The 18,826-nt window shown below is 70.0% G+C and carries 18 protein-coding genes; 7 read left to right on the top strand and 11 right to left on the bottom strand.

Translation table 11 applies throughout. The annotated features are described in order from the left end of the window. Nucleotides 1-24 precede the first annotated feature (24 nt). The gene (locus tag VMT40_RS06205) at nt 25-498 is read left to right on the top strand and encodes a hypothetical protein (RefSeq protein ID WP_326356951.1); all 474 of its coding nucleotides are present in this window, start codon (nt 25-27) and stop codon (nt 496-498) included. On the opposite strand, the gene VMT40_RS06200 is transcribed toward VMT40_RS06205, so the two are convergent. Together VMT40_RS06200 and VMT40_RS06195 are read right to left on the bottom strand one after the other, a co-directional pair. After that, nucleotides 488-1,027 carry a DUF4190 domain-containing protein gene (locus VMT40_RS06200; RefSeq protein WP_326356950.1) on the bottom strand — a complete coding sequence of 180 codons (540 nt, stop codon included), beginning with the start codon at nt 1,025-1,027 and terminating at the stop codon, nt 488-490. The genes VMT40_RS06205 and VMT40_RS06200 overlap by 11 nt on opposite strands. Nucleotides 1,028-1,036: 9 nt before the next feature. Continuing rightward, on the bottom strand, nt 1,037-1,810 hold the full coding sequence (locus tag VMT40_RS06195) for a pirin family protein (RefSeq protein WP_326356949.1): 774 nt from the start codon (nt 1,808-1,810) through the stop codon (nt 1,037-1,039). A 281-nt stretch (nt 1,811-2,091) separates the two neighbouring features. Here VMT40_RS06195 and VMT40_RS06190 point away from each other — a divergent pair, with 281 nt between their 5' ends. Genes VMT40_RS06190 through VMT40_RS06180 form a run of 3 tightly spaced genes read left to right on the top strand, consistent with a single transcriptional unit; the run spans nt 2,092 to nt 5,611 of the window. After that, nucleotides 2,092-2,562 (top strand): NUDIX hydrolase, encoded by a 471-nt coding sequence (locus VMT40_RS06190; protein ID WP_326356948.1) that lies wholly within the window; start codon nt 2,092-2,094, stop codon nt 2,560-2,562. Beyond that, on the top strand, nt 2,559-3,914 hold the full coding sequence (locus tag VMT40_RS06185) for an MFS transporter (protein WP_326356947.1): 1,356 nt from the start codon (nt 2,559-2,561) through the stop codon (nt 3,912-3,914). Before VMT40_RS06190 ends, VMT40_RS06185 begins: the two co-directional genes overlap by 4 nt. A gap of 59 nt (nt 3,915-3,973) precedes the next feature. Beyond that, a complete protein-coding gene (locus tag VMT40_RS06180) occupies nt 3,974-5,611 on the top strand; it encodes a DUF4185 domain-containing protein (RefSeq protein WP_326356946.1) in 1,638 nt (545 codons plus the stop codon). Nucleotides 5,612-5,637: 26 nt separating this feature from the next. Here VMT40_RS06180 and VMT40_RS06175 read toward each other — a convergent pair whose 3' ends face one another. The 8 genes from VMT40_RS06175 to VMT40_RS06140 form a co-directional block, all read right to left on the bottom strand. Then, nucleotides 5,638-6,501: a biotin-dependent carboxyltransferase family protein gene (locus VMT40_RS06175; RefSeq protein WP_326356945.1), complete on the bottom strand. Its 864-nt coding sequence runs from the start codon at nt 6,499-6,501 to the stop codon at nt 5,638-5,640. After that, nucleotides 6,498-7,220 (bottom strand): 5-oxoprolinase subunit B family protein, encoded by a 723-nt coding sequence (locus VMT40_RS06170; protein ID WP_326356944.1) that lies wholly within the window; start codon nt 7,218-7,220, stop codon nt 6,498-6,500. Before VMT40_RS06170 ends, VMT40_RS06175 begins: the two co-directional genes overlap by 4 nt. A 17-nt stretch (nt 7,221-7,237) precedes the next feature. Continuing rightward, the gene (locus tag VMT40_RS06165) at nt 7,238-7,990 is read right to left on the bottom strand and encodes a LamB/YcsF family protein (protein WP_326356943.1); all 753 of its coding nucleotides are present in this window, start codon (nt 7,988-7,990) and stop codon (nt 7,238-7,240) included. A gap of 81 nt (nt 7,991-8,071) precedes the next feature. Then, complete coding sequence (locus VMT40_RS06160; RefSeq protein WP_326356942.1) at nt 8,072-9,199, bottom strand: sulfate/molybdate ABC transporter ATP-binding protein; 1,128 nt, start codon at nt 9,197-9,199, stop codon at nt 8,072-8,074. After that, nucleotides 9,192-10,811 carry a DUF885 domain-containing protein gene (locus tag VMT40_RS06155; RefSeq protein WP_326356941.1) on the bottom strand — a complete coding sequence of 540 codons (1,620 nt, stop codon included), beginning with the start codon at nt 10,809-10,811 and terminating at the stop codon, nt 9,192-9,194. Before VMT40_RS06155 ends, VMT40_RS06160 begins: the two co-directional genes overlap by 8 nt. A 10-nt stretch (nt 10,812-10,821) precedes the next feature. Further along, a complete protein-coding gene (locus tag VMT40_RS06150) occupies nt 10,822-11,619 on the bottom strand; it encodes an ABC transporter permease (RefSeq protein ID WP_326356940.1) in 798 nt (265 codons plus the stop codon). Beyond that, nucleotides 11,619-12,362 (bottom strand): molybdate ABC transporter substrate-binding protein, encoded by a 744-nt coding sequence (gene modA, locus VMT40_RS06145; protein ID WP_442789925.1) that lies wholly within the window; start codon nt 12,360-12,362, stop codon nt 11,619-11,621. Before modA ends, VMT40_RS06150 begins: the two co-directional genes overlap by 1 nt. A 20-nt stretch (nt 12,363-12,382) precedes the next feature. Beyond that, nucleotides 12,383-12,805, bottom strand: coding sequence for a TOBE domain-containing protein (locus VMT40_RS06140; protein WP_326356939.1), 423 nt, complete (start codon nt 12,803-12,805; stop codon nt 12,383-12,385). A 117-nt stretch (nt 12,806-12,922) separates the two neighbouring features. Here VMT40_RS06140 and VMT40_RS06135 point away from each other — a divergent pair, with 117 nt between their 5' ends. Beyond that, the gene (locus VMT40_RS06135) at nt 12,923-13,690 is read left to right on the top strand and encodes a hypothetical protein (RefSeq protein ID WP_326356937.1); all 768 of its coding nucleotides are present in this window, start codon (nt 12,923-12,925) and stop codon (nt 13,688-13,690) included. An 18-nt stretch (nt 13,691-13,708) separates the two neighbouring features. Here the strand turns inward: VMT40_RS06135 and VMT40_RS06130 are convergent, their stop codons facing one another. Continuing rightward, on the bottom strand, nt 13,709-15,175 hold the full coding sequence (locus VMT40_RS06130) for a CCA tRNA nucleotidyltransferase (protein WP_326356936.1): 1,467 nt from the start codon (nt 15,173-15,175) through the stop codon (nt 13,709-13,711). 174 nt (nt 15,176-15,349) lie between these two features. On the opposite strand from VMT40_RS06130, the gene VMT40_RS06125 reads away from it, so the two are divergent. Both VMT40_RS06125 and VMT40_RS06120 read left to right on the top strand, forming a co-directional pair. Continuing rightward, nucleotides 15,350-15,976 carry an NUDIX hydrolase gene (locus VMT40_RS06125; RefSeq protein ID WP_326356935.1) on the top strand — a complete coding sequence of 209 codons (627 nt, stop codon included), beginning with the start codon at nt 15,350-15,352 and terminating at the stop codon, nt 15,974-15,976. Further along, a complete protein-coding gene (locus tag VMT40_RS06120; protein WP_326356934.1) occupies nt 15,973-18,495 on the top strand; it encodes a DUF6049 family protein in 2,523 nt (840 codons plus the stop codon). The genes VMT40_RS06125 and VMT40_RS06120 overlap by 4 nt, the downstream gene beginning before the upstream one ends. Nucleotides 18,496-18,826: the final 331 nt, after the last annotated feature.

Genomic DNA, 18,826 nt, shown 5'->3' with positions numbered 1-18,826 from the left:
AGGGTCGGTAGCAGGAGGTTCGCCATGAGCGCGCTGGACCCGTCCTCGTATACCGCCACCCAGGAAGCGCTGGCCCGGTGCCGCCGCTACCGCAAGGAGCACGGCCTCTACGGCGTGGTGGACTCGACCCTCGGTCGAATCATGTTGGAGGTCGGGGCCGTCGGAGCCGTCACCATGCCCGCCGACCTGGGCGGCCGGGTCCGCGACGCGCTGGCCGCCCGGCAGTGCTGCGGACCCATCATCGCCCACCCGCGCTCGGGCCGCTGGACCTTCCTCACCGGTCCGATGGACGACTCCTACCTCGACATGGCCCTGTTCTCCGACCTTTTCCGCGATTGCGCCTCCGTAGCGCTGCCGGGTAGCAGCATCGTGCTGCCCTCACCGTCGGATGAGCACAGCGGCTACCGCGCGTGGATTCACCCGCCGGAGGGGGACTTTCGCCCCGACCTCGCGGACGTGCTCGCGGCCACCCGCGAGTGCCGCCCGGTCAGCGGGTAGGCGCGGGCGTCAGGGTGACGCTGAACTTGTCCTCGACGCGCTTGTTGAATTCGTCCTGGCACTGCTGAATCTTGGACTGGTCGTTGCCCGCCTTGTTGAGGCAGTCGATCAGATCGGTGCCGCCGGTGTCCTTGAAGAAGATCCACACCACCGCACCGACAATGACGCCGATGATCAGGGCGAGGGCGCCGGTGATCACGCCGCCGAGCGCCATGCCGAACCCACCGGCCGCACCGCGGCGGGCCCGCACCATGGCGATCACGCCCAGCACGAGGGCGACCAGCCCGCACAGAATGCCGATGACGGTCAGCAGCACGGTCCAGCAGGTGAGCAGGCCGACGATGCCGAAGACCAGGGCGGTGATCGCCATGCCCTTGCCCTTGGGCGATTCGGTCCAGTACTGCTGGCCCCCGGGCGAGTACTGCTGGCCCCCGGGCGGCGGATAGCCGCCACCCTGCGGCGGGTACTGACCGTAGGGACCGGGCGGACCGTACTGTCCCTGCTGGTCCGGTGGCGGGTACTGGTTCATGGTGCGATGCTATTGCCCGCCGAGGCGAGCATGCATTTCCCACACCAGGATTTCCGACGGCAGGTTCGCGGTGACCCGCTGACCGCCGCTGCGGGTCAGCCGCACGGCGTCACCCTCGTACAGCGTGCCCACACCCTCCATCTCCACCTCACCGCGCGCGACGAAGACGTGCAGGTACGGCGCCTCGGGCAGGCGCACCTCGGCCGCCTCGCCGGGCAGCCGCGCCACATGCAGCGCGGAGTGGCTGCTGGCAATGGAAATGGCGGTCCGATCGCGATAGCGGGGCAGGCCCGAGGCCACGGTGACCAGGCCGCCGCCCGCCAACTCGGCGTCGACCTCCAGCTGCTGATAGCCGGGGGTCAGGCCGGATTCGTCCGGCACCACCCACATCTGGACGAAGTGCACCGGCTCCTGATGTTCGGGCGCGGCGCTGATCCGCCAGGAATCGTTCTTCTCCGAATGCAGAATGCCGGTGCCCGCGCTCATGCGCTGGGCCAGACCGGGATAGATGACGCCGTTGTGGCCCAGCGAATCCTGGTGCACCAGGCTGCCGCTCAAGACCCAGGTGACGATTTCCATGTCGCGATGCGGATGGGTCTCGAAACCCTCGCCGGGCAGGACGATGTCCTCGTTGTTCACCAGCAGCAGGCCGTGATGGGTGTTGTCGGGGTCGTAGTGTTCTCCGAACGAGAACGAATGCTTCGAATCCAGCCACGCCACACGGGTTTTCATGCGGTCGCCGCCACGATGGACATCGATGTGTGGTGTCGTGAGGGTGGACACCGCCGTACTCCTCTCACCGGCGAGCACCGATCGGGTTCCAGGGTAGGGGCACAATCCATGCCTCGCGCTGAACTCCAGGTAAATAGTCTAGCGTGGGAGCACCGCCGCCCCGCCCGCTGCCGACCAGGCCATACACCCCGGGTAGTAGGTTCGGGCAAACGCGCGGCGACCACATGGCGCGACGGTGAACGGCGGGCTCCGGCCCGCCCGCGCCCCGGCGGGCTCGAGTCGGCGACCGTATCATGATGTGCCGCAAGCGAAACGGGAGGGAGAGCAGGGGGATGCGACCCGAGGTACTCGCGGGCATCGAGCGCGAACTCCGACAGCAGGCCGAGAGTGCGGGGATCGCTCACTTCGTGGTGGGCGTGGCCGTCTTCCGGGACGGCAAACTGCTGGTGGTGCGGCGTGTCGCGGACGGGTCGAATGCGGGCATGTGGGAACTGCCCGGTGGCGGAGTGGAATCCGGGGAATCCTTCGCCGACTGCGTGGCCCGCGAACTCTACGAGGAGACCGGGCTGCGCGTCGTGCGCATCACCGACGTGCTGGGCGGCTTCGACTACGCCACCCGGACCAAGTCCCGGGTGCGCAAGTACAGCTTCGTGGTCGAGACGCAGGACGGCGAGGTGCGGCTCGACCCCACCGAACACGACCGCTACCAGTGGATCGACGCCGACACCGTCGACAACCTACCCATGGCCGACGATATGCGCGCCGCGGTCTTCGCCCTGGTGACCACCCACCCGAGCCGATGACCGCACCCGCCCCGCAGGAATCGGTCGGTCGGCCGAGGCTGCGCGACCGGCTCGCGGCGGCTCGCACCGGGCTGCGCGAGAATCCGGGCACGCTGCGGCTCACCGCGGTTCGGCTGGCGGGACAGTTCGGGGACGGCATGTTCCAGGCCGCGTTGTCGGGGGCGATCCTGTTCAATCCCGAACGCGAGACCGATCCGCTGGCCATCGCGGGCGGTTTCGCGGCGCTGCTGCTGCCGTATTCGATCATCGGGCCCTACGCGGGCGCACTGCTCGACCGCTGGGATCGCCGCCTGGTGCTGCTGGTCGCCAACCTGCTGCGGGGACTGTTCATCCTGCTGACCGCGGTGGGCCTGCTGGCCGGAATCCGCTCCACCCCGCTGCTGCTGGGCGCGCTGGCGGTGGTGGGGGTGAGCCGGTTCGTGGGCGCGGGCGTGTCGGCCGCCCTGCCCCGGGTGCTGTCGCAGCGCTGGCTGGTGCCGATGAACTCGGTGCTGGCCACGGTGGCCTCCGGCTGCGCGATTCTCGGCGCGGGCCTGGCCTTCTCGCTCATCGGACTGATCGGCGCGGGCGACCTGGCCTCGGCGGTGGCCGCGGCGGTCAGCGCCACCGGCTCGGTGGTGGGCGCGCTGGCGGCGGCCGGATTCCGGCCCCGCGCGCTGGGACCGGAGCGCGACAAGGGGTCCGGGGGCGAACGGAATACCGTGCGCGCCATTGCCGCGGGACTGCGGGAGGGAGCGACCGCGGCCTGGCACTCGCGCGAGGTCACCACCACCTTCCTCGGCATCGGCGCGCACCGGATCGTCTTCGGCGCGGACACCCTGCTCATGGTGCTGGCGCTGCGGCGCGGCGACGAGGCCGCGGTGGGGACGCACATCGCCAAGTTCAGCGCGGCCATCACCGCCACCGGGTCGGGCATGCTGACCGCGGCCGTGGTCGCGCCGATCCTGATCCCGCGGCTGGGCCGGGCACGCACGGTGGTGACCTGCCTGATCGCCGCCATCGCGGTGCAGCTGGCGCTGGTCACGCCCATCACCATCGCCACGGGGGCGGCCGAGCGGTGGGCCGAATTGTCCTTGCTGGCCGCGGCGTTCCTGCTCGGGCTGGCGGGCCAGGTGATCAAGCTGACCGGTGACGCGGCCATGCAGATCGATATCGACGACGCGCATCGCGGGCAGGTCTTCGCGCTGCAGGACACCGTATTCAATATCACCTTCGTGCTGGCGCTGGCGGGTACCGCGCTCGTCGTCCCGGCCGACGGGCGCTCACCGGCGATGGTGGCGGCCGCGGCGGCGGTCTACGCGTGCGGAATCCTTGCCATCGCCGCGAATTCGCGACGGCACGCGAACCCCTGACCGGGCGACACGCCAAGATCGCTACCCGGATGCCGGTCCGGGCGGTTACCGTGACAGGGATGCGACCGGCACGCTCCAGACCGACTGCCGCCCTGGCACTCTCGGGTGCGGCCGTCCTTGCCGTCATGCTGTTGCCCGCCGCACCGGCGCTGGCCTCACCCCTGGCGCCCTGGGTGCCGCCGTCCATGAACGCCTGCGGCGAAACGGAATTCGATCCGCTGGCGCGCCAACCCGATCCGAAACTGCCGACACCGACGCCGCCCCCGCCCGACGACACCATTCACGTCCAGATACCGGTGCCGCAGTTCACGCCGGTCCCCATTCCGGGACCGCGGCCGGACAACACCCGCATCGAACCCGCGCCCCTGCCCGCGGACCCGTGCGCCAACCCGTGCCCGGACCTGCGCAACGACCAGAGCCCCAAACCGGAACAGTCGGAGCAGCCGGAACAGGCTGTGCCGGAGGCTGATCCGGTCGATCCGGCCGTTACCTCGGGCGCACCCGCCGACCCACCGGGCGATTCGGGCACCGGTGGCGACGCGCTTTCGCTGCCCGGGCTGCCGAAGGTGCAATTCGACCAGATTCCCGAGACCGTCCCGATCCCGGTGCCCGGCGGCGACCCCCTCGATCCGCAGCCCCAGCCCGCACCGGCCACCCAACCCCCGGCCCCCGCGCCCGTCGCCGCGCCGGTGGCCCCGCGCGAACTCGACTCCCTCACCCTGGTGAATCAGGTGACCGGGCACGGGTCGACCAACCGCACGGACATGCGGTGGTCGGTGGACGGCACCGACCTCGGGATTCTCTGGGAATCCGCGCCCGGCACCATCGCGGTCGCGTTCGGCGACACCTTCGGCAAGGGGTGGGAGCCGCCGGGAGCGGGTGCGGGGGATCAGGATTGGCGTAGCAACAGCCTCGCCTTCAGCAGCACCCGCGATCTGTCCCAGGGCCTGGGTCTCGACACCTTCGTGCAGAACGGCCGCTGCCATGCCGCGGAGATCCTGAGCAGCCGCAAGATCGACAATTTCGAGATCACCACCATTCCGACCTCGGGCTTCGCGCTCGACGGGCGGCAGTACCTCACCTATATGTCGGTGGCGCGGTGGAGCCGCCACAAGCCCGGCATGTGGTGGACCAATCTGGGCGGGTTGGCCTGGTCCGACGACGGCGGCAGCACCTGGACCAAATCCGAATGGGCGCGCTGGGACAATATTTTCGGGCTCGGACGCTTCCAGGTGCAGGCCATGGCGCCACACGACGGATACGTCTACATGTTCGGCACACCCAACGGCCGCTTCGGGACCATCGGGCTGGCACGGGTGCCGACCGATCAGGTCCTCAACAAGACGGCCTATCAGTACTGGATCCACGACACCTGGGTGCCCGCCATCGGACCCGACGAATTACTGGCCACGCCGGTGCTTTCCGGGACCGCGGGGGAACTGTCGGTGCGCTACGACGCGTCGAGCGGACAGTGGCAGATGGTCTATCTGGATCTCGACCACCACGCCATCGCCCTGCGCACCGCCGCCGAACCGCAAGGCGCGTGGACCGATCCGGTGACCCTGGTCGACACCGACGACTATCCGACGACCTACGGCGGATACATCCATCCCTGGTCGACCGGGAACGATCTGTACTTCACCATGTCGGCGTGGAACAGCTACAACGTGTATCTCATGCACGCGAAGTTGAAGTGAGACAACTCTATTGAAGTGAGATACAGCTATTCGACTCGGCGGAAACGCAGGGCCTGACCCGGTCGGGCCTGGGCGACGGAATCCACGTCGGCATCGACCACCACGGCGATGACCGGATAGCCGCCGGTGATCGGGTGATCGGCCAGGAACACCACCGGCTGGCCGCTGGGCGGCACCTGGATCGAACCCAATGCCATGCCCTCCGTGGGCAATTCGGCGGTGACACTGCGCCGCAGCGTCGGCCCGCTGCGCCGGTCCAGGCGCGCGCCGATCCGGTCGGTATCGGCCGACACCGTCCATTCACCCGCGAAAAGCGCTGTGGCGTCGGCGAACCAGTCGGCGCGCGGGCCGGGGATGGCGCGCACCGTGAGCAGGTCGTTGCCCAGCATCGGCACCGGCGCGACATCCACGATGGGCCAGTTGCGCGGCGGCTTGCCCACCGGCAGTTCGTCACCCGCGCGCAGCGGGTCCGGTCCGATGCCCGACAGGGTGTCGCGGCTGCGGGAACCCAGCACCGGCGCGACCTCGATGCCGCCGCGCACCGCCACGTAGCTGCGCAGGCCGGTGCTCGCGTAGCCGAGCCGAAGCCGTTGGCCCTCTGCCATTTCCAGCACACTGGCCGTGCCCATGGCCCGATCGTCGACCGTGATGGGGGCCGAGGCGCCGGTCACCGCCACCGTGACGTGCCGCCGCGCCAACAGTTCCAGACCGCCCAGCAGCACCTCGATTCCGGCCGCACCCTCCGCATTGCCGACCAGTCGATTGGCCAGCCGCAACGAGGCCCGGTCCGCCGCACCGGCGGTGCCCACCCCGGAATCGAACCAGCCGGGACGACCCAGATCCTGAATGGTGGCCAGGGGCCCCACCCGCTCGACCCGCAATCCGCTCATGAGCGCACCTCCGCGGGCACGAAACGAACCCTGGTGCCCGCCCGCACCAGGGCGGGCGGATCCCGATCCACCGCCCACATCGGGAGTTCGGTGGTGCCGATCAGCTGCCACCCGCCGGGACTGCTGCGCGGGTAGACCGCCGAATAGCCGCCCGCCAGCGCCACCGCGCCCGCCGGAATCGCGGTGCGGGACTGGGTGCGGCGCGGCACGCTCAACCGGCCGTCGGGGGATTCCAGATAGCCGAACCCCGGCGCGAAACCCACGAAGGCGCAGCGCCATACGGTGTCGGTGTGCTGTGCGATCACCTCGGCCACGGTGAGGCCGAGCAGGCGCGCGACCTCCGCCAGGTCCGCGCCGTCGTAACGGACCGGGATCAGCAGCGGCTCCTCGGGGGAGTCCTCCTCGTCCACCGAACCGAAGGGATCTCGGTCGGGACGGCCCGGCCGCGCGCGGTCACCCACCGCCACCCGGGCCCGGGCATCGAGGCGAGCCAGCAACGCCCGCAACTGCTCTCGGACCCGGTCGGCGACGGCGGGCGAGGTGAGGGTCACCAGCACGGTCTCGGCGGCGGGCAGCACATCCACGACGCCGGACGGCCGCTTGCGCAGGGCGGATACCAGGTCGGCGACCATGGCGTGCACCGGCGGAATCACCAGCAGCGCGCGGTCACCCGCCGTCCGCACCTCGCCGACGGTGTCGAATCGTTCCGGACCGGTCATGCCCGTTCACCCCGCGCTCAGGCGAAAGCCCGCACGGGCGTGCCGGATTCGTCGAGGGCGGCCCGAATGCGGCGGGCCATCTCGACCGCGGCCGGGGTGTCGCCGTGCACGCAGATGCTGGCGGCGTGGACCGCGACCGTGCCGCCGTCCACACTGGTGGCCTTGCCGTCGCGGGCGATCGAGAGTGCCTGCGCCACCGCGGCATCCGTGTCGAGCACCGCGCCGGGCAGGCCGCGCGGGGCCAGCAGACCCTCCGGCGTGTAGGCGCGGTCGGCGAAACCCTCACCGACGAAGGGGATTCCGGCGTCCGCCGCGGCCCGGTCGAGTTCGGTGGCGGCCGGGCCGAGCAGCATCAGCTCGGTGTCGAACTCGCGCAGCGCGGCGACCACGGCGTCCGCCAGCGCGCGATCGGCGGCGGCCTGGTGATACAGCGCGCCATGGGGTTTCACGTAGCGCACCCGGTCACCGGCGGCGCGGGCGAAGCCGTCCAGGCTGCCGATCTGATACAGCGTCTCGTCGCGCAGGTCCGCGGGGGAGATGGCGATGGCACGGCGGCCGAAGCCGGGCAGATCGCGGTGGCCGACGTGCGCGCCGATCCGGACGCCCTTCTCGACGGCCAGCGCGCAGGTGCGGCGCATGATGGCCGGGTCCCCGGCATGGAAGCCGCAGGCGATGTTCGCGCTGGTGACCACGTCCAGCATGGCGGCGTCATCGGCCATGACATAGTCGCCGAAGCCCTCGCCCAGGTCGCTGTTCAAATCCAGCGTCATCCGCGTCCTCCAGCTGTCGTCGTGATCCGATTGTGGGCGCGCCCGCATCCGGCGACAAGAATCTCATGTCTCGCAGCCCGGTCAATGGAGGTAGACGTCGACCTCGGTCGCCTTGACCGCGAAGTGCGCCTCCATGCCGGGGGCCACGCCGAGTTGGGCCACCGCGGCCGGAGTGAGATCCGCGGCCAGCCCCGCGGCCGCGCCCGGACCGTCCACCGCGCGCACCCGGATGACGCCGCCGCCATCCTCCAGTTCCGCGACGCGCACCCGGAACACATTGCGGGGACTGCCTTCCGGATGCTCCAGGTGCACCGCCACCGCGGTCGGCGAGAACACCGCCGCCGCCCGGGCGCCGGGCGGCCACTCCGCCGCGCAGCGGCCGACGATCTCGAGCTCGCCCGCCGCGACCGCGCCCAGCCCGGGGCTGCCACCACTCGCGGCGGTGCCCAGCAGCAGATTCACTCCCGCGATGCGCGCCGCGAACCGGCTTCGCGGCCGTGCCAAAACCTGTGCCACCGGGCCGGATTCGATGACCCGCCCGGCCTCGAGCACGGCGATCCGGTCGGCGAGCGTGACCGCGTCGATGATGTCGTGGGTGACGAGAATCGTTCCGGTCGGGCGGGAGTCCGGCAGGGCCGCGAGCTGGTGCGCACCGGTGTCCCGCAGGACCCGACGCAGGAGGGTCCGCATGGCCGGGGCGGCGGTCACGTCCAGTGCGGCCATGGGCTCGTCGAGCAGGAGGACCTCCGGATGGACGGCCAGCGCCCGGGCCAGGGCGACCCGTTGGGCCTGACCGCCGGACAGCGAACCGGGCGATCGGTTCGCGAAGTCCTCGGCGTCCACGGCCCGCAACCACTCCCGGGCCAGCGCCACTGCCGCGCGGCCCCGCATGCCCCGGCTGCGCGGACCGAAGGACACATTCGATTCGACCGACAGATGCGGGAACAACAGGGCATCCTGCGCCAGCAGCGAGACCGCGCGCCGATGCGGGGGCACCGCAATGCCTTTCGCGGTATCGGTGAGCACCCGATCGCCGAGACGCACCTCGCCCGCGTCCGGAACCACCAGGCCCGCCACCACATCCAGCAGACTCGACTTGCCCGCGCCATTGGGGCCCAGCACCGCCAGCACCTCGCCCGGCGGAACCTCCAGTGCCACCTGGAGATCCCGGTCCGCCAGGCGCGCGGTCACCGACAGTCCGTCAGCCATCGTCGACCCCGAGCAAAAGGCGCAGGTGACGCGGAGCGGGGGAGCCGTGATCGAGCATGGCGTCGTGCCACTCGCGCGGGGAGGTGACGACCGGGCGATCGGCGGCCAGGGCGGCGATCTCGGTGTAGCCCACGAAATAGGTGGAGAGCTGGGTGGAGCTGAGCAGGGTGCGCCGCCATTTGCCCGCGGCCTCACCCTCCTCCTGGAAGCCGCGATCCAGCATGAGGCGCATGGCCTCGGCCTTCGTCATGCCCTCGCAGTGCACCGACTGGTCGAGAATGGCGTTGATGGTCATGCGCAAATGGGACTTCAACTGCTGCAGGCGCACCGGCAGACCACCGAAACCGTGGTCGGCCATGAGTTTCTCGGTGTAGACGGCCCAGCCCTCGATGAAGGTGCCGCTCCAGCACAGCGCCCGGATCGGGGTGGCGCCACGGTAGCGGCGGGCCCGGGCGAGCTGCAGGTAGTGACCGGGCATGGCCTCGTGCACGGTCAGATTGCGCATCATGTGGTTGTTGTATTCGCGATAGAACGAGGTCACGCGATCGGCGGTCCAGTCGGCCGGGGTGGGCGCGATGGCGAAGAACGTTGGCAGCTGCGCGGTTTCGAGCGGGCCCACCGGATCGCAGTAGGCGATGGCGACACCGCGCGCGAACTCCGGCATCTCCTGGATGACCAGCGGATCGTCGACCAGGGTGGCCAACTCGTGCTCGCGGACGAAGGCGGTGGCCTCCGCCAGGGCGTCGCGCGCGACGGCGACCACCGTGGCATTGTCCGGACGGTCGCCACCGAGCTGATCCATCGCCTTGCGCACGGTGTCGTCGTCCGGATTCGCCACACCCAGCAATTCCCCTGCGGCGGACCGGATTTCGCCGGTCAGCTGCTCCAGGTGCGCGAAGGCGCGCTCCAGAATCTCCCGCGAGCTCAGATTGGTGTCGAGGGTGTGCCAGAGCTTGGCCTCCCACAGCCGACGGCCCAGGCGCGGGTCACGGTCCGAGGCGTCGAGCCGATCGGTGAGCCAGGCGGTGAACTCCGTCAGCGCCGAGATCGCCTCGCCCGCAGCGGGTTCGATATCGAATCCCGGGACCTGGGCGGCCAGCTCGGGGAGCTGATCGCGCACCAGGGACGCCACCCCGCCGAACTGACCGATGGCGGTCTCGACGTGCACGCGCGGCATATCGCCGAGCACCGCGCGGGCCGTGGCCAAGGCGTCGGGCAGCACGGTCAGCCGCACGCGCAGCGCCTCCAATCGCACCTCGGCGGGCGCGAAGGGACGCGCCAGCAGCTGGTACAGCAGCGGTCCGGGATTGTGCAGCAGCGGATTCCACTCGTGCTCGCGGGTGTCGACGCGTTCGAAGAGCATGGCGTCGACCCGTTGCTGCAGGAGCGCCAGATCCACCCGATCGGCGGTCGCGAGGTCCTCGTCGTCGATCTCGGCCAGCGCGTGCGAGGCCTCCCGCAGCATGGCCACCTGCCCGCGCACCGCGGCCCGCGACCAGTCCGGCAGCCGCTCGTCGGAACGGTGATCACCGACCGAGGCGGCCAGGTGCGGATCGGCAGTCAAGAGCGCTTCGACAATGCGCTCGGCGCGCGGTACGAAAACAGACGACATGGCAGCCACGCTAGCTCGCACCGCCGGGCACGCGATCCGCGGCGAGGCCGGGGCGGCGGTAGGCCACGAGCACGATGACCGCCGCCACCAGCACCAAGAGCAAGGAAAGCGCCACGGCGGCATCGGGATCGGATTCGCGCTGCAGATAGATCTCCAGCGGCAGGGTGCGGGTCCTACCCTGCAGGCTGCCCGCGAAGGTCAGCGTCGCACCGAATTCGCCCAGCGCCCGAGCGAAGGCCAGAATCGTGCCCGACACCAACGCCGGACGCAGCAGCGGCAGCGTCACCCGCCACCACACCGTCGACGGCCGCGCGCCCAGGGTTGCGGCGATCCGCTCGTAGCGGTCACCGGCGGTGCGCATGGCGCCCTCCAGCGTGATCACCAGGAACGGCAATGCCACGAACGTCTGCGCCAGCACCACCGCCGTCGTGCTGAACGCGATGCGCATGCCCATCGACTCCAACTCCCGGCCCACCAGACCGTGACGGCCGAACAGATAGAGCAGGGCCAGACCACCGACCACGGGCGGGAGAACCAAGGGCAGCAGCACGAGTGCCCGCAGCACCGGCAGTACGCGCCAGCGCGACCGGGCCAGCACCGCCGCCATGGGCACCCCGAGCAGGATGCACAGCACGGCGGCGGCGAGCGAGGTGCGCAGGCTCAATTCCAGTGCCACTCGCGAGGATTCCGAGGTGATCAGGCCGAGGAAATGCGACCAGTCCACCGCCCCGGTCAGCGCTACCAGGGGACCGGCCACCAGCACGAAGCCGATGGCGGCCGGAAACAGTAGCCAGACCGGGGGTTTCACTACGGCTTACCGAAACCGGCCTGCTGCAGGGCCTTTTGCCCGTCCGGCCCGGTGACCAGGGCCTCGAAGTCCTTCGCGGCGGCGGCGTTCTTCGAATCCGCCACGGTGGCAATCGGATAGGTGTTCACGGCCTTGGCCGACTCCGGGAAGTTCACGGTCTGCACCTTGTTGCCCGCACCGGCCGCGTCGGTGACGTAGACCAGGCCCGCGTCGGCCTGCCCCGAGGTCACCTTGGCCAGCACGTCGGTCACCGAGGACTCCTCGCTCACCGGCGAAATCGACACGCCCGCATCGGTTGTCACCTTCTTGGTCGCCGAACCGCACGGCACCTGCGGCGCGCACACCACCAGCCGCAGACCCGACTGCGACAGGTCCGCGAGGGAATTGACGTGCGCCGGATTGCCCGGCGGCGTCACGATGGTCAGCACATTGGTGGCGAAGGTCTGCGGCTTCTCGGTGATCCGGCCACCCTTCACCGCCTTGTCCATATTGGCCTGATCGGCGGAGGCGAAGACGTCGGCGGGCGCGCCATTGTTCAACTGCGCCACCAGATCCGACGAACCGGCGAAGGAGAAAGTCACCTTCGTGCCGGGATGCGCGCTCTCGTACTGGGTGCCCAGCTGGGTGAACACCTGCTTGAGCGAGGCGGCGGCGAAAACCGTGATGGTCTTGGTGTCACTGCTCGTGGACGAGGAACCGCAACCCGACAGCAGACCCGCGCCCAGCACCGCGGTCGCGGCCAGCGCCGCGCCGGACTTGACGCCTAGGCCGTGCCACCGGCTTCCTTCCCCTCGGTGGCGGTCTCCACCACCACGGTGGTCGCCTTCACGCTCGCCCACGCCACGCTGCCGGGCTGCAGACCCAGCTCGCGCACCGACTCGCTGCTCATCAGCGAAACGACTGTGAATGGTCCGCATTGCATCTCCACCTGTGCCATCACGGTATCGGCCACCACCCTGGTGACCAGTCCGGGAAATCGATTGCGTGCCGAACTGGCACTACCCATCCGGGTCTGCGGAGTGCGGGCCTGCTCGACGGCCAGTTCCGCGAGCTGTTTGCCATCCACCACCAGGCGACCGGATTCGTCCTTGCGCGCCGAGAGCGTGCCGCTGTCGATCCAGCGACGCACGGTGTCGTCGCTGACGCCCAGGAGCTGGGCGGCGTCACGAATCCGAATTTCGGGCATGACAGGAAGAATACTTCCGCAGATTCGGAAGCAATAATCGTATATCTCCGCATATACGTAAAGGGGTGTGGGGGCTAGGCCCCCACACCCCTTTAGGCCAGTACGCTCGAACCAATCATGGCCACGTATTTCGATCCGAAGGCCTGGTCGTGGACGAGCTTCACGAGCTTCACCACCGCCTGGCTCGAGCCCGCCGCCGATTTCGGCGCCGGGACGGTCACCGCACTGATGCCCGACGTGCTCATGACGCTGCTGTCGGAGGGGATCCTCAGCCGGTTCGGGGGCCAGGAGGTCAGCGCGACCCTGCTCGGGCACGACCTGCGGGCCACGCTGCAGACGCTCAAGGTGCGGCGGCGCGGCGCGCACTTCCAGACCAAAACCGTTCTCACCGGGCTGCTCTGGAACCGGCATCCCATCGAGGAACTGACCGTCATCGCGCACGGCGTGCGACTCATCCCCGGCGTGCCCACCAAGGTGCGTGCCGCGCAGCTCGACCTCGAGGGCGTCATATCTGTTGCGGCACTGCTGGAATGGATCAATTCCTGGCAGCCCGACTGGGAGCTGGAACCGGCCGCCGACGGGCTCGTGCTGGCCCGGCACCGCCGCCGCCGGATCACGGCGCTGGCCGAGGCCGAGATCACCGACAATGTGCTGTCCATCCGGGTGCATCGGGCGCATTGGCGAAAGGTGCGCGCGCCCAAGCGATTCACCGTGCTGAATCCGATTCCGCTGACCGGCCTGCCGAGTCAGGCGCGCATCAGCAGCGCCCACAGGGTCGGCGACCGCGTGGTCTTCGCCGCGGATCTGCCGTCCATCACCGGATCGTTCGATCTGGCGCAGATCCGCTCGGCCATTGTCGCCGGGACGACGCTCATCGTCTTCTGAGCGTCAAGCCTTTGAGCGTCAAGCCTTCTGGGTCGGCCACCACTCGAGCAGCGCCGCCTCGGCCTCGTCGCGGCTCATCGGACCGCGATCCAGGCGCAGCTCCTTCAGGAAGCGCCACGCCTTACCGACATCCGGACCCGGTTGCAGGTCGAGCAGTTCCATGATGGCGTTGCCGTCCAGATCCGGGCGCACCCGCGCCAGATCCTCCTGCTCGGCCAGGCGCTCGATGCGGGCTTCCAGATCGTCGTAGGTGGAGCGCAGCAGCGCGGCGCGGCGCCGGTTACGGGTCGTGCAGTCGGCCCGGACCAGCTTGTGCAGGCGGGGGAGCAGGTCGCCCGCGTCGGTCACGTAGCGGCGCACCGCCGAATCGGTCCACTGGCCCTTGCCGTAGCCGTGGAAGCGCAGGTGCAGATACACCAGCCGCGCCACATCCTCGGTGAACTGCTTGGGATACTTCAAGGCGCGCATGCGCTTTCGCACCATCTTCGCGCCCACCACCTCGTGGTGGTGGAAGCTGACGCCGCCGCCGGGCTCATTGCGCTTGGTGGGCGGCTTGCCGATGTCGTGCAGCAGCGCGGCCCAGCGCAACACCAGATCCGGATCGCCCTGCTCCTGATCGATGGCCTGGCGCAGCACGGTCAGCGAATGCTGGTAGACGTCCTTGTGCTGGTGGTGTTCGTCGATCTCGAGCTGCATGGCCGGGACCTCGGGCAGCACCCGCGCGGCCAGTCCGGTCTCGACCATGATGTCGATGCCGTCGGTCGGGTATTCGCCGCCGATCAGCTTGTCCAGCTCGGTGCGCACCCGCTCGGCGGTAATGCGATCGATCTCCGGGGCCATGGCCACGATCGCCGCGCGCACCCGCGGGGCCAGCTCGAAGCCCAGCTGCGAGACGAAACGGGCGGCGCGCAGCATGCGCAGCGGGTCGTCCTGGAACGAATCCTGCGGCAGCGCAGGCGTATCCAGCACACCCTCCAGCAGATCCTCGATGCCGCCGAGGGGATCCACGAATTCCAGCTCGCCCAGCGCGCCGATGCGCACCGCCATGGCGTTCACCCGGAAATCGCGGCGCACCAGATCGCCCTCGAGGGTGTCGCCGAAGGTGACCTCCGGATTGCGCGAGACCCGGTCGTAGGAGTCGCTGCGGAAGGTGGTGATCTCGAGCTGCTGGCCGCCCTTGGACGCGCTCACCGTGCCGAAGGCCAGGCCGCCGGTGTCCCAGAGATTGTCGGCCCAGCCGCGCATCATCTCCTGCACCACCTCGGGGCGGGCGTCGGTGGTGAAGTCCAGATCGGTGCCGAGCCGACCCAGCACCGCGTCGCGCACACTGCCGCCGACCAGATACAGCTGGTGACCGTGCGCGGCGAACAATTCGCCCAGCGGGGTCAGGACATCCGAGAGTCGCCCCAGGGTTATCGCCGCCGCCGCCAGCAGGCGAGTACGACGATCCTCCACGGCTGCTTCCTCGGACTTCGGCGAAACCACGACATCGGAGCTTAGTCGCTGCGGGGTCCGATCCCCGAAAAGCGTCCGGCCGCCCCATGCCGCGCATCCGGCGTGCCGCGCCGCGACCGGGGTCTACCTGGCACGGGAGCTCTGTATATAGGGGAGCTACCGCGGTGGGGCGGGCACGCCCGCTGTCCCCTATAGACTGGCGCAGTGTCCCCGGCCGATCGTGCGAACAGTCGACGCCGCCAGCCCCGGCGGCGCGGTTCGGCCGGTAATGCGGCGAAATCCACCGGCGCCACGAAATCCACCGGCGCCACCAAGGCCACCGGCGCTGCGAAGGCCACGGGCGCTGCGAAGGCCGCCGGTGCACCGAAGCCGCGCATGCGCACGGTCCGGGAGACCTCGGCGGGCGGACTCGTCGTCGACGGACTCGACGGACCGCGGGAAAAACGCTGCGCCGCCCTCATCGGCCGCACCGATCGGCGCGGCCGACTGCTGTGGTCGCTACCCAAGGGCCACATCGAAGCGGGCGAGACCGCCGAGCAGACCGCCATTCGGGAAGTGCAGGAGGAGACCGGCATCCACGGCACCGTGGTCGCCGAACTCGGCAGCATCGACTACTGGTTCGTCACCGAAGGCCGACGGGTACACAAGACCGTGCACCACTATCTGATGCGCTCCCTCGGCGGTGAGCTCTCCGACGCCGACGTCGAGGTGACCAAGGTGGCCTGGGTTCCGTTGAGCGAACTAGACTCCCGGCTCGCCTACGCTGACGAACGCAGGCTGGCCGAGGTCGCCAACCGGCTGATCGACCGGATGGAGAACGGCAGACAATGACGCGTGCGGGATCGCAGCGCACGCTGCTTTCACTCGTCGCGGTAATGCTGGCGGTGCTCACGCTGGGAATCATCGGACCCGGACTCGGCACGCCCATTGCCGCCGCCGAACCCACCGGCAATGGCAGCGGCCAGCAGCCCAGCGGGCCGAAATTCCTGAAACTGTCGCTGGATTCGGTCACGCCCACCGCCATCACGGCGACCAGCGACCCGTACTTCGTGGTGTCGGGCACGGTGACCAATATCGGGGACCGGCCGGTCAACGACATCAGCGTCCGCATTCAGCGCGGGGCCGCCGTCACCAGCCCCAGCGGACTGCGCTCCGCGCTGCGACTGGACCAGATCAACTACGACGTGAACGGCGAATTCGAGGACGTCGCCGACAAATTGGCGGCCGGACAGCGCAAACAGTTCAGCCTCACCATCGCCCTGCACACGGGTACCGACCTGCCCGGCGGGATCTCCTCGGTCGACATCACCGCGCCGGGTGTCTACCCGCTGCTGCTGAATGTGAACGGCCAGCCCGACTACGGCGGCCAGGCCCGCCTCGACGACGCCCGCTTCCTGCTGCCCGTGCTCGGCGTGCCCGGCGGCGGCGACCCGAAACACCAGGCCGCCCAGCCCAATCCGCCCGCCGGTGACGCCGCCCCGCCGGTCGCCACCACCATGCTGTGGCCGCTGGCCGACCGCCCCCGCCTGGTGGCCGGGCGGCCCGGATCCCCGGACGGCCCGGCGCTGCTCACCGATGACGACCTGGCCGCGTCGCTGGCCCAGGGCGGGCGACTCGACCAATTGCTGTCGGCGCTGGAGAGTCTGGCCAAACCGGACAGCGGCCGCGATCGCACCCTCATCAACGCGATCTGCCTGGCCATCGACCCGGACCTGCTGCTCACCGTGACCGATATGACCACCGACTACCTGGTCCTGGCGAGCCCCTCGGATCCGGACGGGCCCACCCGGGCGGGCACCGGCACCCACGCGGCCAAGGCGTGGCTGGAACGGCTGCGGGCGATCGCGCCCGGAATGTGCGTGGTGGCACTGCCGTTCGCGCAGGTCGACCCGTCGGTGCTGGCCGCCGCCGGTGACGTCACGCTCGCCGACCGCGCCCTCAACGCGCCCGCCGACCTGGTGGACACCACGCTCCGGGTGAAATCGGTGCGCGGCGCGGCCATTCCGGACGCGGGCTCGGTGGACACCGACGGCGCGACCCTGTTCGCGCATCACGGCTTCACCAGCGCCGTCCTCGCCGACAATGCGGTGACCACGGCCGACGGCCGGACCAACCTCACCGCCACCAAGGCCCCGGCCCCGCCCAGCGGCGGCGAGGCGGGCACCCCCGACGTGGTGAACCTCGCCGACGTCACCGTGCCGCCCCCGGTCGGTGCGACGCCGCCGCCCGCACCGGCCGACCTGCACGCCGTCACCTTCGACATCTGGGCCGCCACCGCCCTGGCCGCCATCGGATCCAACCCGCCGACACCGCCTTTCACGCCGGAGAAGGTCCGCTACGACGTCACCGTCGACTCCCGCGCGGCCCGACTGCAGGACGCGCTCGGGGCCATCACCTGGACCGCGCTCAACCCGCAACCGGGTCGGCCCCGCTCGGCGCTGCTGATGCCGCCGCAACAGTGGGGCGCCAACCGCGACGAGGCGACCGCGGTGCTCGGACAGCTCGACCTGCTGGTGCGCAACAATCTCGCCACCGCGCGCCCGTTCACCGATCTGCTTGCCCAGCAACCGGATCCGCAGCCCTACGAGCTCGACTACCTCGCCGGTGCCGCCGACGAGGCGGTACCAGCCCACTTCGCCGAACCGGTACACCAGCAGGCCCAGCGCATTACCGAGCTGATGAGCGCGCTGGTCGACGTCCCGCAGCAGGAACTGAGCCCGCGCGACTTCCTCACCCCGCTGCGCGACGATCTCATCCGGGTGCTGTCGCTGTCGGACCGCCGGGCCGGGGGAGCCGCCGCGGACACCAATGCCCAACGCCGCCTCGACCAAACCACCAAGACCCTGGACAACCTGTTCGGATCGGTGACGGTGCTGCCGCCCGGCGGCGTCTACACCCTTGCCTCCGAACAGAGTCCGCTGCTGCTGGTGGCCCGCAACGATCTGCCGGTGGCCATCCGGGTGCGCTTCAAGATCGACGCGCCCGCCGAGACGAACATCACCGATATCGGTGAACAGCAGCTGCCCGCCAAGGGCAATCGGTCTTTCCAGATCCCCACCGAGGTTTCCGACAGCCGAAACCTGGTCATACCCATCGCACTTACCACACCGGACGGCGTGCCGCTCGGCAATGCGGTATCGGTATCGGTGCGGTCCAACGCCTACGGTCAGGTGTTGGCAATAATTACGGCGTGCGCGTGCGCACTGCTGCTCCTGCTGGTCGGTCGCCGACTGTGGCACCGCTTCCGCGGGCAGTCCGACCCGGCCGACGAAGGGTTCGACCCCGGCACTCGACAGGAGCGGCGCGCACGTAAGCGGGAGTTGAAGCGACAGAAGCAGGAGGCACGGTGAGCGAGTACGGCGGGCCGCGCTCATCCGGCCGACCGGAGGGACCCGACGGGCCACCGCCGCGTCGCGCGCCCTCCGCACCCTGGGAACGCGGTGTGCCGGGGGAGCGCGGGGTGCCGCGGCCCGGGCCGCGCCGACCGCAGGGCCCCGGCTCGGGGCAGCAGCCTCGCGTACCCGGATCACAGCCTCCGCCCTCCGGGCAGCAGCGGGCGGTTCCCGGTAATCCGCAAGGGAATCCGGGCCGTCCGTATCCAGGTCAACCGACCGGTCCGCAACGACAGATGCCCCCGGGACCCGAATCCGGGCCCATCATGCACCGGCCCCGGCAGCAACC

The sequence above is a fragment of the Nocardia sp. CDC160 genome (assembly GCF_035818795.1).
Taxonomy (GTDB): Bacteria; Actinomycetota; Actinomycetes; order Mycobacteriales; family Mycobacteriaceae; genus Nocardia.
The sequence above is the reverse complement of the archived record's forward strand: the minus strand, read 5'-3'. Positions and strand labels throughout refer to the sequence as shown.